This window comes from Nocardia sp. NPDC004151, assembly GCF_042874235.1.
Lineage (GTDB): Bacteria > Actinomycetota > Actinomycetes > Mycobacteriales > Mycobacteriaceae > Nocardia.
Genome location: NZ_JBIAMR010000006.1, coordinates 198,999 through 213,145 on the forward strand (window position 1 = coordinate 198,999; position 14,147 = coordinate 213,145).

General features: G+C 67.9%; 14 protein-coding genes. 5 read left to right on the plus strand and 9 right to left on the minus strand.

Features of this window, described 5'->3' with window-relative positions; translation table 11 throughout:
- Nucleotides 1-78: 78 nt before the first annotated feature.
- Genes ACFYTS_RS16385 through ACFYTS_RS16395 form a run of 3 tightly spaced genes read right to left on the minus strand, consistent with a single transcriptional unit; the run spans nucleotide 79 to nucleotide 3,627 of the window.
- Entirely contained in the window at nucleotides 79-825 is a 747-nt protein-coding gene (locus tag ACFYTS_RS16385) for a succinate dehydrogenase/fumarate reductase iron-sulfur subunit (RefSeq protein WP_357274730.1), read from the minus strand.
- Nucleotides 826-827: 2 nt separating this feature from the next.
- Nucleotides 828-2,756, minus strand: a complete 1,929-nt coding sequence (locus ACFYTS_RS16390; protein WP_357274728.1) for a fumarate reductase/succinate dehydrogenase flavoprotein subunit — start codon at nucleotides 2,754-2,756, stop codon at nucleotides 828-830.
- 40 nt (nucleotides 2,757-2,796) lie between these two features.
- Nucleotides 2,797-3,627, minus strand: coding sequence for a hypothetical protein (locus ACFYTS_RS16395; RefSeq protein ID WP_387304920.1), 831 nt, complete (start codon nucleotides 3,625-3,627; stop codon nucleotides 2,797-2,799).
- A gap of 336 nt (nucleotides 3,628-3,963) precedes the next feature.
- Here ACFYTS_RS16395 and ACFYTS_RS16400 point away from each other — a divergent pair, with 336 nt between their 5' ends.
- Nucleotides 3,964-5,301: an acetyl-CoA acetyltransferase gene (locus tag ACFYTS_RS16400; RefSeq protein WP_357274724.1), complete on the plus strand. Its 1,338-nt coding sequence runs from the start codon at nucleotides 3,964-3,966 to the stop codon at nucleotides 5,299-5,301.
- Between the two features lie 128 nt (nucleotides 5,302-5,429).
- Here ACFYTS_RS16400 and ACFYTS_RS16405 read toward each other — a convergent pair whose 3' ends face one another.
- Entirely contained in the window at nucleotides 5,430-5,717 is a 288-nt protein-coding gene (locus ACFYTS_RS16405; protein ID WP_357098825.1) for a hypothetical protein, read from the minus strand.
- A gap of 182 nt (nucleotides 5,718-5,899) precedes the next feature.
- Complete coding sequence (locus tag ACFYTS_RS16410) at nucleotides 5,900-6,886, minus strand: alpha/beta hydrolase (RefSeq protein ID WP_357274722.1); 987 nt, start codon at nucleotides 6,884-6,886, stop codon at nucleotides 5,900-5,902.
- Between the two features lie 229 nt (nucleotides 6,887-7,115).
- On the opposite strand from ACFYTS_RS16410, the gene ACFYTS_RS16415 reads away from it, so the two are divergent.
- The gene (locus ACFYTS_RS16415; RefSeq protein ID WP_387304924.1) at nucleotides 7,116-7,544 is read left to right on the plus strand and encodes a hypothetical protein; all 429 of its coding nucleotides are present in this window, start codon (nucleotides 7,116-7,118) and stop codon (nucleotides 7,542-7,544) included.
- Between the two features lie 63 nt (nucleotides 7,545-7,607).
- Here ACFYTS_RS16415 and ACFYTS_RS16420 read toward each other — a convergent pair whose 3' ends face one another.
- Nucleotides 7,608-9,563: an acyl-CoA dehydrogenase family protein gene (locus ACFYTS_RS16420; protein ID WP_357274717.1), complete on the minus strand. Its 1,956-nt coding sequence runs from the start codon at nucleotides 9,561-9,563 to the stop codon at nucleotides 7,608-7,610.
- Nucleotides 9,564-9,652: 89 nt separating this feature from the next.
- Nucleotides 9,653-10,837, minus strand: coding sequence for an AAA family ATPase (locus ACFYTS_RS16425; RefSeq protein WP_387304927.1), 1,185 nt, complete (start codon nucleotides 10,835-10,837; stop codon nucleotides 9,653-9,655).
- A 156-nt stretch (nucleotides 10,838-10,993) separates the two neighbouring features.
- Here ACFYTS_RS16425 and ACFYTS_RS16430 point away from each other — a divergent pair, with 156 nt between their 5' ends.
- The 3 genes from ACFYTS_RS16430 to ACFYTS_RS16440 all read left to right on the plus strand — a co-directional run bounded on the left by ACFYTS_RS16430 (nucleotide 10,994) and on the right by ACFYTS_RS16440 (nucleotide 12,557).
- Entirely contained in the window at nucleotides 10,994-11,248 is a 255-nt protein-coding gene (locus ACFYTS_RS16430; protein ID WP_357098812.1) for a hypothetical protein, read from the plus strand.
- 284 nt (nucleotides 11,249-11,532) lie between these two features.
- On the plus strand, nucleotides 11,533-12,144 hold the full coding sequence (locus ACFYTS_RS16435) for an NlpC/P60 family protein (protein WP_357275884.1): 612 nt from the start codon (nucleotides 11,533-11,535) through the stop codon (nucleotides 12,142-12,144).
- A 17-nt stretch (nucleotides 12,145-12,161) separates the two neighbouring features.
- Nucleotides 12,162-12,557, plus strand: a complete 396-nt coding sequence (locus ACFYTS_RS16440; protein ID WP_357274713.1) for an RNA-binding S4 domain-containing protein — start codon at nucleotides 12,162-12,164, stop codon at nucleotides 12,555-12,557.
- A gap of 9 nt (nucleotides 12,558-12,566) precedes the next feature.
- On the opposite strand, the gene ACFYTS_RS16445 is transcribed toward ACFYTS_RS16440, so the two are convergent.
- Nucleotides 12,567-13,730 (minus strand): cation:proton antiporter, encoded by a 1,164-nt coding sequence (locus ACFYTS_RS16445; protein ID WP_387304932.1) that lies wholly within the window; start codon nucleotides 13,728-13,730, stop codon nucleotides 12,567-12,569.
- 7 nt (nucleotides 13,731-13,737) lie between these two features.
- Nucleotides 13,738-14,127, minus strand: a complete 390-nt coding sequence (locus ACFYTS_RS16450; RefSeq protein WP_387304935.1) for a hypothetical protein — start codon at nucleotides 14,125-14,127, stop codon at nucleotides 13,738-13,740.
- Between the last annotated feature and the right edge of the window lie 20 nt (nucleotides 14,128-14,147).

Here is a 14,147-nt window from a genome sequence, read left to right on the forward strand (position 1 = left end):
GATCAACTCTCAGCGCTGGGAATCCGGGGCCCCGCGCTGGTGCGCGGGGCCCCGGTGGCAAATTTTCTGTGGTGATCGTCAGCGACGGAACAGTTTGTTTCCCAGCCAGACGATCGGATCGTATTTCCGGTCCACCACGCGTTCCTTGAGTGGTATCAGCGCATTGTCGGTGATCTTGATGTGCTCGGGGCACACCTCGGTGCAGCACTTCGTGATATTGCAGTAGCCCAGCCCGGCGTCCTCTTGCGCCAGATCACGGCGATCCGCCACATCGAGAGGATGCATTTCGAGTTCCGCAATACGCATCAGGTAACGCGGGCCGGAGAATGCGTGCTTGTTGTCCTCGTGATCGCGCACCACGTGACAGGTGTTCTGGCACAGGAAGCACTCGATGCACTTGCGGAATTCCTGTGACCGTTCCACGTCGGCCTGCTGCATCCGGTAATCGCCCGGCTTCAGATCCACCGGCGGTGTGAACGACGGGACCTCGCGCGCCTTCCGATAATTGAACGACACATCCGTGACCAGGTCGCGAATGACGGGGAAGGTGCGCATCGGCGTCACCGTCACCACTTCGTCCTCGGTGAACGTCGACATCCGGGTCATGCACAGCAGCCGCGGCCGGCCGTTCACCTCGGCCGAGCAGGAACCGCACTTGCCCGCCTTGCAGTTCCAGCGCACCGCCAGATCCGGGGCCTGGGTGGCCTGCAGGCGGTGGATGATGTCGAGCACCACCTCGCCCTCGTTCACCTCCACGGTGAAGTCGTGCAGGCCGCCGCCCTCGGTATCGCCGCGCCACACCTTGAACTTCGCCTGATAACCCATGGCTATTCCGCCTTTCCGGCGTCGTCCCGCAGCTCCGCGAGATCGGCGGGGGTGTAATACTTTTCGAGTTCGGCCAGGTCGAACAGCCGCAGCAGCTCGGCGCGCATTGGGATCTGGGCCTCGGAGGTGACGGTGACCGCGGGCACCGAGAAGCCGACCTCGTCCTCGCCGATCGTGCAGACCAGCAACTGATTCCGCCACACCGGATCCATGCCCGGGTGGTCATCGCGGGTGTGACCGCCGCGGCTCTCGGTGCGCAACAACGCCGCCTGCGCGACGCATTCGCTGATCAGCAGCATGTTTCGCAGGTCGATGGCCAGGTGCCAGCCCGGGTTGAACTGCCGGTGCCCCTCCACGGTGACGTGGTCGTAGCGGTCGCGCAGTTCGGAGAGCTTCTCCACGGCCTGCTTCAGCTCGTGTTCCTTGCGGATGATGCCGACCAGGTCGTTCATGGTCTGCTGCAGGTCCATGTGCAGGGTGTAGGGGTTCTCCCCCCGGCCCTCGTCCGGCGGATCGAACGGCGTCACCGCCGCTTTCGCGGCCGCGGCGATATCGGTGTCGGAGATCTTGGGCCGTGCGGCCAGCTGCTCCACGTAGGTGGCCGCGCCCAGTCCGGCGCGACGGCCGAACACCAGCAGGTCCGACAGCGAGTTGCCGCCGAGCCGGTTGGATCCGTGCAGGCCGCCCGCGCACTCCCCGGCCGCGAACAGGCCCGGCACCTTCGCCGCCTGGGTGTCTGGGTCGACCTCGATGCCGCCCATGACGTAGTGGCAGGTCGGCCCGACCTCCATCGGCTCCTTCGTGATGTCCACGTCCGCCAGCTCCTTGAACTGGTGGTGCATGGACGGCAGCCGCTTGATGATCTGGTCGGCGGGCAGCCGCGAGGCGATGTCGAGGTACACGCCGCCGTGTTCGGTGCCGCGTCCCGCCTTCACCTCTTCGTTGATGGCACGCGCCACCTCGTCACGGGGCAGCAGGTCCGGGGTGCGGCGGGCGGAGTCGTTGTCCTTCAACCACTGGTCCGCCTCCTCGATGCTCTCGGCGTACTGCCCCTTGAACACCGGCGGGATGTAGTCGAACATGAACCGCTTGCCGTCGGAGTTCTTGAGCACCCCGCCGTCGCCGCGCACACCCTCGGTGACCAGGATGCCCTTCACCGAGGGCGGCCAGACCATGCCGGTCGGATGGAACTGCAGGAACTCCATATTGATCAGCGAGGCCCCGGCGCGCAGCGCGAGCGCGTGGCCGTCGCCGGTGTACTCCCAGGAGTTCGAGGTCACCTTGTAGGACTTGCCGACGCCTCCGGTGGCGATGACCACCGCGGGCGTCTCGAACAGGATGAAGCGGCCCGATTCCCGCCAGTAGCCGAAGGCCCCGGAGATCTTGTCGCCGTCCTTGAGCAGTTCGGTGATGGTGCACTCGGCAAAGATCTTGATCCGCGCCTCGTAGTCGCCGGTCTGCGCGAAATCCTCCTGTTGCAGCGAGACGATCTTCTGCTGCATGGTGCGGATGATCTCGAGGCCGGTGCGGTCACCGACGTGCGCCAGCCGCGGATAGGTGTGGCCGCCGAAGTTGCGCTGGCTGATCCGCCCGTCCGGGGTTCGATCGAACAGCGCCCCATAGGTTTCCAGCTCCCACACCCGGTCGGGCGCCTCCTGGGCGTGGAGTTCGGCCATGCGCCAGTTGTTGAGGAATTTCCCACCGCGCATGGTGTCCTTGAAATGGACCTGCCAGCTGTCCTTCTCGTTGGCATTGCCCATGGCGGCCGCGCAGCCGCCCTCGGCCATGACGGTGTGCGCCTTCCCGAACAGGGACTTGCAGACCACCGCCACCGACAACCCGTGTTCGCGGGCCTCGATCACCGCACGCAGACCGGCACCGCCGGCACCGATCACGACGACGTCGTACTTGTGCCGCTCGACTTCAGGCATGGAACCGAATACTCCTGGGAGACTGAGGAATAGAGGACTGTCAGCCGATGAGGCGAGGATCGGAGATGGTTCCGCTCGCGACCAGCATGACGTAGAAATCGGTGAGGACCAGCGTGCCCAGCGTGGTCCAGGCCAACTGCATGTGCCGGGTGTTCAGCTTCGACACCACGGTCCAGAAGCGGTAGCGCACCGGGTGCTGCGAGAAGTGCTTGAGCCGCCCGCCCGCGATGTGCCGGCAGGAGTGGCACGACAGCGTGTACGCCCACAGCAGCAGGGCGTTCCCGGTGATGATCGCCGTGCCCAGGCCGATGCCGAAGCCACCGTCCTTGGCGTGGAAGGAGATCACCGCGTCGTAGGTGTTGATCACCGAGATGATCACCGCGACGTAGAAGAAGTAGCGGTGTGCGTTCTGGATGATCAGCGGAAGCTTGGTCTCCCCAGAATATTCGGCGTGCGGCTCGGCCACCGCGCAGGCCGGCGGGGACATCCACACCGACCGGTAGTAGGCCTTGCGGTAGTAGTAACAGGTGAGCCGGAACAGCAGCAGGAACGGCAGCACCAGGAAGCCCAGCGGAATCCACATGGGCAGGTGGCCGATCGGGGTGCCGAAGTGGCTCGAGCCCTCGACGCACGAAGCGCTCAGGCAGGGCGAATAGAACGGTGTCAGATAGTGGAAGTCGTTCACCCAATACGCGGTCCGCACAAAGGATCTGACGGTCGCGTAGACGACGAACGCCCCCAGTCCGAGCACCGTCAATGCCGGCGGCAACCACCACCGGTCGGTGCGCAGTGTGCGTGCCGCGATGGCGGCCCGACCCCTGCTGAAAACCCCGGTACTCGATTCAGAAGCCTTGACTGGTGCGGCGCTCACTGCGGCCTGCCTCGCTGCTCTACCCCGTGGAACGTCATCGTTACCTCCGGCATCGAATGTGATGGTGAGCACCCTACGACAGGAGTGCTATTACTCGAGCTCGCATCAGCTATTTCGTGATCCAGTGATTTGCGCCACATTTCCTGCGAACTTTCGCGTTTCGTTCGTGTAGTGAACAAACGGCAATCGCGCGAACTCGGCGGGCTGTCACCGGGATTGGCCGTGGCGTGACTGCGCAGCTCCGGAGGGTTGTTTTCGCCGGTTACACACCGTCACACGGCAGCAACAAGGGTGTGGTGGCCTGTCCCCCTGATGAGGGCTGGAAGGGAGCCGATGATGAGACGTGCCGCCATCGTCATGCCGATGCGCACACCGGTGGGCCTGCCCGGCGGCGCGCTCGCCGCGGTGCCGCCGAACCGTCTGGTCGGCACGGCTATTGGGGCGGTGCTCGGCCGGTCTGGCATCGACCCGCTCCGGGTGGAACAGCTGGTCACCGCCGTGCCCGACCCCGGCGTCATCCGCCCCGCGCTGCCACGCTGCGGGCTGTCCCCCGAGCTCGGCGAATTCACCGTCGGATCCGGACCTGGCAGCGGCCTGCGTGCCCTGATCACCGCCACCATGATGGTGCGGTCCGGCGCGGCGGGCGTGGTGCTGGCCGTGGGGGCCGAATATCCTTGTGCCGCACCGTCGTTTGCCGCGCAATTCGCCAGCGTCCGGACGCCCGCCGCCGGGCCCGGAGCTCCGGACGCCGGCCCCAGCACCGACGAGCAGATCGCGCTGTGGGCCACGGAACCGGCACGCGGACAAGCGGATTCGGTGCGGACCGAACAGCTGGCCCGCCACCACGGCCTGGACCGGACCGCCGCCGACGACTTCGCCGCGGTCAGCCACCGCCGCGCGGCCCGCGCTCACCGGCAGGGCGTCTTCGGAGCCGAGATCGCGCCGACGGTCGTGTGTGCCCGACCGGACGACCCGAACTCCGAGGTGGTGCGTCTGGTCGACCGCGACGAGGGCCTGCGCGACGATGTCTCGCACCGCGCCTTCGCCGCCCTGCCCCCGTTCCGCCCCGGCGGGGTGACCACCGCCGCCAACAGCAGCACCCGTGGCCTCGCCGCCTCGGCCTGCCTGGTGGTCGCCGAGGACCGCCTCGCCGACCTGGGCCTGGAACCCCTGGCCTACCTGATGGACTGGGCCAGCGCCGCCGCGCCCGCCGACGCCACCGCTCCGGCCGCCACCGGCGCGATCGCGAAGACCCTGTGGCGCAATGGATTCGAATTGTCCGATCTGGCCTTGCTGGAGGTCGAGGAATCGTCCGCCGTCGAGGTTCTGGCGCTGGCCCGCGTGCTGGGCCTGACGGAACACGCCGGTGGGTCGGCGGAACACGCGGGCGGTATCGCGGACCCCGCGGACGGCCGCCTGAATGTGCACGGCGGGTCGATCGCCCTGGGCGAGCCGGGCGGCGCCGCGGGCCTGCGCATGGTCACCACCATGCTGTACGAATTGGCTCGCCGGGAAGGCGGACTCGGCCTGGCGGTCACCCCCGCGGGCCCCGACACCGCCCTGGCGGCGATCTTCGAATCACCGGATCGAACACCGGTTTCCGAGACGCCGCGCGGTGCGCGCTTCCGTGGCGCGGGCGGCCGGCGCTCCGGTCGAGGTCGTCACCGCCCCTGACTGATCCCCATGCGCGGCTCATCGGCGCGCTACAGCGGCAACTGAGCTCACCCGACGCGCTGGCCGAATCACCGAGCCCCGACGCCATTGTCGAGGTGGCTCAGCTGCTGTTCGAAACGACGGTTCGGCTACTTGGTGCGGGGACGGGAGTGGAAGCCGAGGCCCTCGTCCTGCGCGCCCATCCAGGCCGCCTCGTCGTGCTTGGCGTCCGGGACGTAGATGGTCTCCTGCTTCGCGGCCGGGGACTCCGGGGGCGGGGTCTGCTCGAACTCGTCGGCATCGATGCTGAGCCGCTCCAGATCGTTCTCCAGCCGGCGGACGGTGCCCGCGTCTCCGTAGTGCGAGCGCAGCGCGCCCACGCACTGGCGGAGCTGGCCAACCGCGTAGCGGAGTTCCGCAATCTCGCTGCGTGTCATCGAAAACCTCCTCGACCTGTGTGACAGACCACACATCGTGATCTACAACACAGTACGTGATCATGCGGGATTCGTCTCGTCCGCGATGGATATTTGCTGGTCGAGGGCCTGTCGAGAGGGCTCGAATCGGGGTCTGACACGTTTCAGATCCACGAATCGGGCCGTCGCCGAGCGGCTTCCGGCTACCCCGCGATGGCGTACTCGGGCCCGCCGTCCGGGCCGAAATCCGGGTTCTCGGCGCGCATCGCCGCGGTCGCGCGCGCCACCAGCCCGACCACCGCCGCGGCCACCTCCTCGGCCCGCTCCAGGATCACGCTGTGCCCGGCCCCGTCCAGGCGCACCAGCTCGGCATCGGCGACCTGGGAGGCCAGCACCACCGAATGCGCGAACGGGATCATGATGTCCGCGGACCCGGCCAGCACCAGCACCGGAATCTCGCCCAGCCGGTGCAGGGTCGCGGACTCGTCGAACTGGATCAACGACTCCAGGAAGCTGGCCATGGTCAGCAGCGAGGTGTCGTTGAGCATGGCCGTCGCCACCGCCAGCATGCGCGGACTCACCTTCCGGGTGCCCAGGGTGGCGTCACGCATGATCGGCTCGAAGATCCTGCGGCTCAGATGCTTCGAGGCCTGCATGGCCCGCGGCGCGCGCTTCACCGCAGCGCGCAGCGAGCTCACCGCGGGCGGGCTCAGCAGCCGTCCCAGCCCCACCCGGGTCACGCCATTGGCGGCGCTGGAGATCAGGCCGACGCCCACGATCCGGGTGCCGATGGCCATCGGGTGCAGCCGCGCGTACGCCAGCACCGTCATGGCGCCCATCGAATGCCCCACCAGCACAACGGGTCCGGTCGGCACCACGGCCCGCAACACCGCGTCCAGATCCTTGGCCAGCTGCTCGATGGTGTAGGTCGAGGGGTCCGCATTGCCCGAATCCCCGTGTCCGCGATGGTCGTAGAACACCATGTGGGTGTCCTCGCCCCAGGTCTCCATCAGATGCCCGCGCATGAACGCCCACGATTCCGCGCGCAGACAGTGTCCGTGCACGAACACCACGGTGACCGGGGCATCGGTGGCGCCGAACTCGCGAACCGCGAGCGGCACGCCGTCATCCGCCGTGACGGTGATGTGGCGGCCGTCGAAATCGGCCGCGCGAGAGTTGAGCGTGGACATGACGTCCTCCTGAAGAGTGCGCCTTCTTGCCCGGTTGTCGGAATGGATGCCCCCGGCGTTAACCCCCCACACCAGGCGTTATGCACAAGTTGTCCAACTGTCTCCGCTGATCTATACAGCCTGCCGACGGATCCTCCCCCGCCTCGGCAACTTGCACCTCATGAATATCTACTTGTATCTATCAAAAACAATAGAAACCCCTAGATAGTCCACGACTAAAGTTGACCCGGTGACACGAGACCGATTGTTCCGGTTCGTCCATGTCACCGGCCACGCGTGCTGGTGGGTCTTCGTCGTCGCGACCCTGTGGCCGGGCAGCGCCGATTTCAGCTGGACCGGCGACGTCGACCTGCCCCGCGGATACGCCGACTACCTCCCCTCCGACGGCTTCTGCATGGCCGGCCCGATCGCGGTCGTAGCCTTCCTGGTCCTGATCATCGCCGCCGCGGTGGAAGCGGCCGCGGTCGGCCGCCTCGCCCCGGGCCTGATGACCGTCGGCACCCCGTTCGTCGCGGCCATCGTGCTCTGGTCGGTAAATCCGACCGGCTGCGGCGGCCGCGGCACCTCCGCCGTCCTCCCCGCCCTGCCGATCGTCCTCGTCGCCATCGCCCTCCGCGAGATCTGGGCCCGCGCCTTGGCGCCCCACCCCTCGTCCTGAGAATCTGCCGCTATCTAGGCAATTCGCTAGATAGCGGCAGAGTTTTATCGCGCGCGCCGTCGGCTAGGTCGCGGCCTCCGTTTTCGTGGACGGCAGGAACGGGCGGATCAGGTTCTTCTCCACCGACGGGCCGAACTGCCATTCGGCGATCCAGGGGCCGGTGCCTTCGCTCGGGTCCAGGGCGCCGCCCTCGATCCATCGATAGCGGCCGTCGAGGATGCCGCGGGTCAGGTCGGTGTCGGCGTCGTCGGTGTTGGACCAGAGGGCGTCGAAGAGGCGCTCGATGCGGAGACGGGACTGGCGGCAGAAGACTTCGGCCAGCTCCTCGGCGGCTTCGCCGTCGGGGCCGCCCGCGACGCGGAGGGACTGGGCGCGGACGCAGGCGGCGGCCATGGCGAACAGTTCGGCGCCGATGTCGACGATGCGGCCGAGGAAGCCCTGTTTGTATTCGAGCTTGGCCTGCCAGCGGGCCATGCCGTACATGAGGGCGCGGGCCTGCTTGCGGGACATGCGTTCGACGTAGCGCATGTGGCGTGCGAGGGGGCCGAATTCGCCGTAACTCACCGGGGCGGTGCCCGCGCCGACGGCCAGTTGCGGGAACCACTTGGCGTAGAAGCCGCTCGCGCCGACCGCCGCCTTGGCCTTGTCCTTCAGTTCGGCATTGCGGTCGACCAGGGCGCCGGCGGCGGCCATGTGGGCGTCGGCCATCTCGCGGGCGATGAGCAGGCGCATGATCTCGCTGGAGCCCTCGAAGATGCGGTTGATCCGCAGATCCCGCACCAATTGCTCGGCGGCGACCGCCCTTTCGCCGCGGGCCTGCAGCGATGCCGCGGTCTCGTAGCCGCGGCCGCCGCGGATCTGCACCAGCTCGTCGGCGATCTGACAGGCCATCTCCGAAGCCCACAGTTTGGCCAGCGCGGCCTCGATGCGGATGTCGTTGCGGTTCTCGTCGCACATGGTGGCGGACAGGTCGAGCACCGACTCCAGCGCGAAAGTCGTTGCGGCGATGAAGGACAGCTTGGTGCCGACGGCGCCGTGCTCGCCGACCGGGCGGCCCCACTGCACACGGGTGGCCGACCATTCCCGCGCGATCTTCAGCGACCACTTGGCCGCCGCGGTGCACATGGCCGGAATCGCCAGGCGACCGGCATTGAGGGTGGTCAGCGCGATCTTCAGCCCGTCGCCTTCACGCCCCACCAGGTTTCGCTTCGGGACCCGCACATTGTGCATGCGGGTGACGCCGTTCTCGATGCCGCGCAGACCCATGAACCCGTTGCGGCGTTCCACGGTGATGCCGGGGCTGTCGGCCTCCACGATGAACGCGGAGATGCCGCCGCGGTGCCCCTCGCTCCTGGGCACCCGCGCCATCACCACCAGCAGTTCGGCCACCACGCCGTTGGTGGTCCACAGCTTCACGCCGTTGAGTTCGTAGGCCTCGCCGTCGGCGGTGGGGGTGGCGGTGGAGGCCATGCGCGCCGGATCGGAGCCGACATCGGGTTCGGTGAGCAGGAACGCGCTGACCGCGCCCTGGGCGCAGCGCGGCAGGAACTCCCGCTTCTGTTCCGGGGTGCCCGCCAGCTTCAGCGGTTCCGGCACGCCGATGGACTGGTGCGCCGAGAGCAGCACGCCGAGGCTGGCGTGCGCGGAGCCGACCAGCATGAGCGCGCGGTTGTAGCCGACCTGGGAGAGTCCGACCCCGCCGTACTCCGCGGGAATCTTGAGCCCGAAGCAGCCGAGCTCGGCCAGCCCGCGCACGTACTCGTCGGGGATGCGGCCCTCGGCCTCGATGCGGAGGCCGTCGATGGTCTCGCAGAACGCGCGCAGCCGGGTCAGGTAGGCCTCGATCGCGGCCTCGTCGGCGGCGCTGGGGCGGGGGAAGGGATGGATGAGGTCGAGCCGGAATCGGCCGAGGAACATCTCCTTGGCGAAGGATGGCTTTGCCCAGGTGGTTTCGCGGGATTCCTCGACGAGTGCCCGGGCCTGTTCTTCGGTGGCGTCGACTTTGGCGACAGTCGCCATGATGTCCTCCTCGACCGTGATGAGAATCACATTCGAGTGTAGGAGCCTTTGTTACCCACCGGTAGGGGTATATCGATCGTTCACCATTCCTATTGCACACCACGGAGATAGCGGCCGAAATGCGGAACCGTGAAACCGATGGTGCCGCGCTCGGCCGAATAGATGAGTCCCTTCTTGATCAGCCCGTCCCGGGCCGGGGACAGAGATGCGGGTTTTCGCCCCAGTTCGTTGGCGACCGCCGAGGTCGCGACCGGTCCGTCGTCTCCGGACAGATCGGCCATAGCGCGCATGTATTCACGCTCGGCGGGCGTAGCGCGTTCGTAGCGGGAACCGAAGAAACCGACCGCCAATTCTTCTTCGGCGGCGGGTGACGCCACCGCCACGTCCTCGGCCGAGATCGGACTCCGCGCCGCCGCGTCCCACACCGCCTTGCCGTACGCCTGCACGAAATACGGATACCCGTCGGCCTTCTTGTAGAGCGCGTCCAGCGCCTCCGCCGAGTACTCCACGCTCTCCCGCTCGGCGGGCGCGATCAACGCCTGATCCGCCGACTCCCGATCCAGCCGATCGATCCGGTGATAGGAGAACAACCGCTCGGAGTAGCTCTTGGACGCGGTCAGCACCGCGGGCAGGTGCGGCAGCCCCGCCCCGACCACGATCAAAGGCGCGGCGTCCTGGCTCAATTCGTGGCAGGCCCCGCAGATGGCGGAGATGTCGGCGGCCCCGAGATCCTGCATCTCGTCGATGAACACCGCGATCCCGATGCCGTGATCGCGCACCAGCGCCGCGGCCTCCACGAGCAGCTCGACGAGGTCGATCTCGATATCGCCGGAGTCGGCGCGCCCGGTCACCGCGGGCACGTCGATGCCCGGGTTCCAGCGGTCCCGCATGCCCTTGTCGGCGGTGGAGCGCAGCGCGAAAGCCTTGAGAATCCCCAGGAAATCGTCCACCTGCTCCGGATTGCGGTGTCCCACGGCCAGGGAACGCACCGCCATGTGCAGCGCCGAGGCCAGCGGCCGCCGCAGTTCCTGATCCGGCCGCGCCTCCAGCTTGCCGGTGCCCCATCCGCGGGTGCGGGCGGCGGAGCGAAGCTGGTTGAGCAGCACCGTCTTTCCGACCCCGCGCAGTCCGGTGAGCATGACGCTGCGCTCCGGCCTGCCCTTCGCCACCCGTTCCAGCACGATGTCGAAGGCCGCGAGCTGCCGGCCCCGGCCCGCGAGTTCCGGTGGCCGCTGCCCCGCGCCGGGTGCGTACGGATTCTTGACGGGGTCCATGCGGCCCAACCGTAGCGCGGGAATCACGGATTATCCGGGTATCTATGGCGGGCCCTAGACGCAGCTATCGACCGGCATGTGGCACATGTGCCCGCGGTGTCGCCCGGGGTCTCTACCCTTATGCCTGATTCGTTGGGATCCAGGGCAGGAGGGTTCATGTCGGAAGAAGTCGTACCCCCCACCGTCGCGGAGGTGGTCGAGTCCTGGAACGTCCCCGCCGAGGCGGTGGTCGCCGCGCGCATCCGCAACAACATCCTGGTCGCCATCGAGCGCGGGTACGACGATCCGCAGCTGGTGGCCGACCTCGCGGTGGGACCGCTGGTGATGGCCCTGGGCCAGTTGGAAGTGGACCTCGCCGACGCGCGCCGGCGGATTGCCGAACTGGAGCGGGGCGCTCAGGCGAAGGGTTGATAACGGCCGGAACGATCGCCTATACCGTCTCGTGATCCACGGCTCTTTACACCGAAATGACCGCTTAGCGGGACGTTTTCGGAAACATTGGACGCGCCGCCTGTGTCGGGTGGACAACCGGGCGACCGAGTCGTAATCTTCTCGTGACTTAGCGGAGTCTGTTGCTTCATCGGAGAGGCAGCCCGCGAAGTTACAAGCAGCACGATCGGAGATGCGTCTCAGTGGGTAAGCACAGCTTGCAGCAGGAATCGAAGCTTCCGGCTTCCGTGAAGGGTGCCATCGTCATGGGTGCGATGGCGGCGACGACTACTGGTGTCTTCCCGGCGATCACCGCCACGGCCGCCACCGTCGAGATCCCCGGCATCGGAAACTTCGATGTGCCGGACGAATTCACGCCCCAGGTGCAGCAGTTCAACCAGACGGTCAAGGACGCCGCGACGGCGCTGCAGACCCCCGGCGCTCTGGGCGGCGGCGCCCAGGTCGGCGCTCCGGCGGTCGCGCCCGCTCCGCAGTTCCAGCTGCCGACCATCTTCAACAAGCCGAGCTCCGTGGGTGACATCGCCCTGCACGCGGCCGAGACCAAGGTCGGCGCCCAGTACTCCTGGGGTGCGACCGGTCCCTACAGCTTCGACTGCTCCGGCCTGGTCCAGTGGGCCTACAAGCAGGCCGGAATCGAGCTGCCCCGCACCAGCTTCGAGCAGTCCAATGTCGGCGCCCCGGTCGCCTTCGACGACCTGCAGCCCGGCGACATCGTCATCACCAACGGTGGCGGCCACGTCGGCATCTACGCCGGCGACGGCAAGCTGCTGAACGCCGTGCAGTCCGGCACCCCGGTCTCCTACACCCCGCTGCACGCCAGCCAGGTGGTCACCGCCCGCCGCGTCGTCAACGCGTGACACGTAATCTTTAGAGCGTGACCCCTGCTCCACTGAGCACTACGGCCCAGGCCCGAGTTGATTCTTGGACCTGGGCCGTCCGCATTTTCAAGACCCGCTCGGCGGCCGCGGCGGCCTGCCGGTCCGGGCATGTCCGGGTGAACGGCGTGCCGGTGAAACCCGCGCACTCGCTGAAACCCGGTGACGAGATCCGGGTGCGCGTCAACGGGACCGAACGCATCGTCATCGTCGAGCAGCTCATCACCAAACGGGTGGGCGCGGCCGTGGCCGTACAGTGCATGATCGACAAGAGCCCGCCGCCGCCCGATCCGCAACTGACCGCGCTGATACCGCGCCGGGATCGCGGTGCGGGACGCCCCACCAAGCGGGAGCGCCGCGAGACCGACAAACTCCTCGGTCGCGAATCCGACTGATCGGGACGCTCAGGACTTCTTATCGCCCTGCGCCGGAGCGAGATTCCCCGATTGCGTCGCCGCGGCCGACCGGGCTCCCCACGCGGCCGCGGCAATGGTCACCAGTGCGCCCAGCATGAGGGCGGCCGGTTCGCCCGGTTTCAGCGCATGCAGTTGGGTGCCCACCGTGACCGCCGCGACCGGGACCCCGATCTGCGCCGAGGCGATGGCGCCCAACGGAACCGGCTGACCCAGCACCCGCATGAGCGCGTGGGCCAGCACCGCGCCCGCCCCGAGGGCCAGGCCGAGCAGGATCAGGTACGGGTGGTCGCCGAACTCGCGCAGGTTCAGACGCGCACCCAGCCAGACGAAGAACAAGGGCGCGAGGAATCCGTCGCTCAGGGCGAACAGCTGCCTGGCCACCCGGCGCGGTTCGCCGACCGCCGCCACCGCCAGACCGAGGGCGAAGCCCGCCAACATGATCGACACGTGACTGCGGGTGGCCAGCGCGCCGAGGGCGAACAGCAGCGCCAGGCTGACCCGCAATTCGAGAGCGAACTTCCGATCCTCGGACACCGTGTGCAGCCGGTGCCGGATACCGGATTCCTCGAGCCAGCGCAGGAAGAAGTAGACGATCAGCGCGGCCGCCGCGACCAGCAGCGCGCCGATGGCCGCCCGGCCCGCATTGCCCGTATCGATCACCAGCGGCAACGCGATCACCGCGGCCGCGTCGGCGAGGGCGACCTGAGCGGTCAACTCCAGGACCGGCTTTCCGCCCAGGCCCTGCGAATCGATGATCGGCAGCACGATGGCCGCCGACGACGAGGCGATGAGCACCGCGTAGAGCAGCCCGTGCCCGGTGTCGAACCAGACCGCGATGCCCTGCCCCGCGCTCATGGCCAGCACGCCCACCGCCACCGCGCGCACCGCGCCGCGCCCGAGCGCCGAGCGGATCGCCGCGTCGCGCACCGGAACGTGGGTGCCCGCCACGAACATGACCACCGCGAAGCCGACGTCGGCCAGGAAGGTGAAGGTCGGGTCGGCCGGGTGCAGCAGGCCGAAGCCGGTGGTGCCGAAGACGATTCCGGCCAGCAGCTCGCCCAGGATCACCGGCAGATGCCAGGACTGCCGCCAGGCCAGCCAGGGCCCGGCCAGTCCGAGGACGGTGATCAGGGTGAGGGTCTGGAAGTTCACGCCGAGCTCACGGCAGCGGGGCGATCTTCACCGGGATCGCGATGTTCTCGTCGGTGTAATAGATGGCGCACACCCGGTGGTAGCCGTCGACGATCTGCATGGGCACGCCCTTGCGGAAGTCGCCGCGCACCACCAGGATCGGCGACAGCGCCTTCCCGGCCGTGATCTTGGCCAGGTCACGCCGCACGTAGGGGTTGTAGCTGGGCAGGATCTCCAGGTGCGATGCCCGCAACAGGTCCTTGGCCTTCTTGTGGGTCACCGGCGCGTCGCGCAGCGACTGGACGACCTGCTCGATGACGTCCGGCTCCGCCAGCATCTCGAGGTAGTCCGCGGCGGCCGGGTAATCGTGCTCGTCCGGCTCCTTCTTCCACTCGACCGTGATCTCGGGATCCGTCATCCAGTCATCATGCCTCAGCC

Excerpts from the sequence above, each read along its gene's own strand:
- ACFYTS_RS16385 (WP_357274730.1), bottom strand. The coding sequence starts at position 825 with ATGGGTTATCAGGCGAAGTTCAAGGTGTGGCGCGGCGATACCGAGGGC.
- ACFYTS_RS16390 (WP_357274728.1), bottom strand. The coding sequence starts at position 2,756 with ATGCCTGAAGTCGAGCGGCACAAGTACGACGTCGTCGTGATCGGTGCC.
- ACFYTS_RS16400 (WP_357274724.1), top strand. The coding sequence starts at position 3,964 with ATGAGACGTGCCGCCATCGTCATGCCGATGCGCACACCGGTGGGCCTG.
- ACFYTS_RS16405 (WP_357098825.1), bottom strand. The coding sequence starts at position 5,717 with ATGACACGCAGCGAGATTGCGGAACTCCGCTACGCGGTTGGCCAGCTC.
- ACFYTS_RS16410 (WP_357274722.1), bottom strand. The coding sequence starts at position 6,886 with ATGTCCACGCTCAACTCTCGCGCGGCCGATTTCGACGGCCGCCACATC.
- ACFYTS_RS16420 (WP_357274717.1), bottom strand. The coding sequence starts at position 9,563 with ATGGCGACTGTCGCCAAAGTCGACGCCACCGAAGAACAGGCCCGGGCA.
- ACFYTS_RS16425 (WP_387304927.1), bottom strand. The coding sequence starts at position 10,837 with ATGGACCCCGTCAAGAATCCGTACGCACCCGGCGCGGGGCAGCGGCCA.
- ACFYTS_RS16430 (WP_357098812.1), top strand. The coding sequence starts at position 10,994 with ATGTCGGAAGAAGTCGTACCCCCCACCGTCGCGGAGGTGGTCGAGTCC.
- ACFYTS_RS16435 (WP_357275884.1), top strand. The coding sequence starts at position 11,533 with ATGGGTGCGATGGCGGCGACGACTACTGGTGTCTTCCCGGCGATCACC.
- ACFYTS_RS16450 (WP_387304935.1), bottom strand. The coding sequence starts at position 14,127 with ATGACGGATCCCGAGATCACGGTCGAGTGGAAGAAGGAGCCGGACGAG.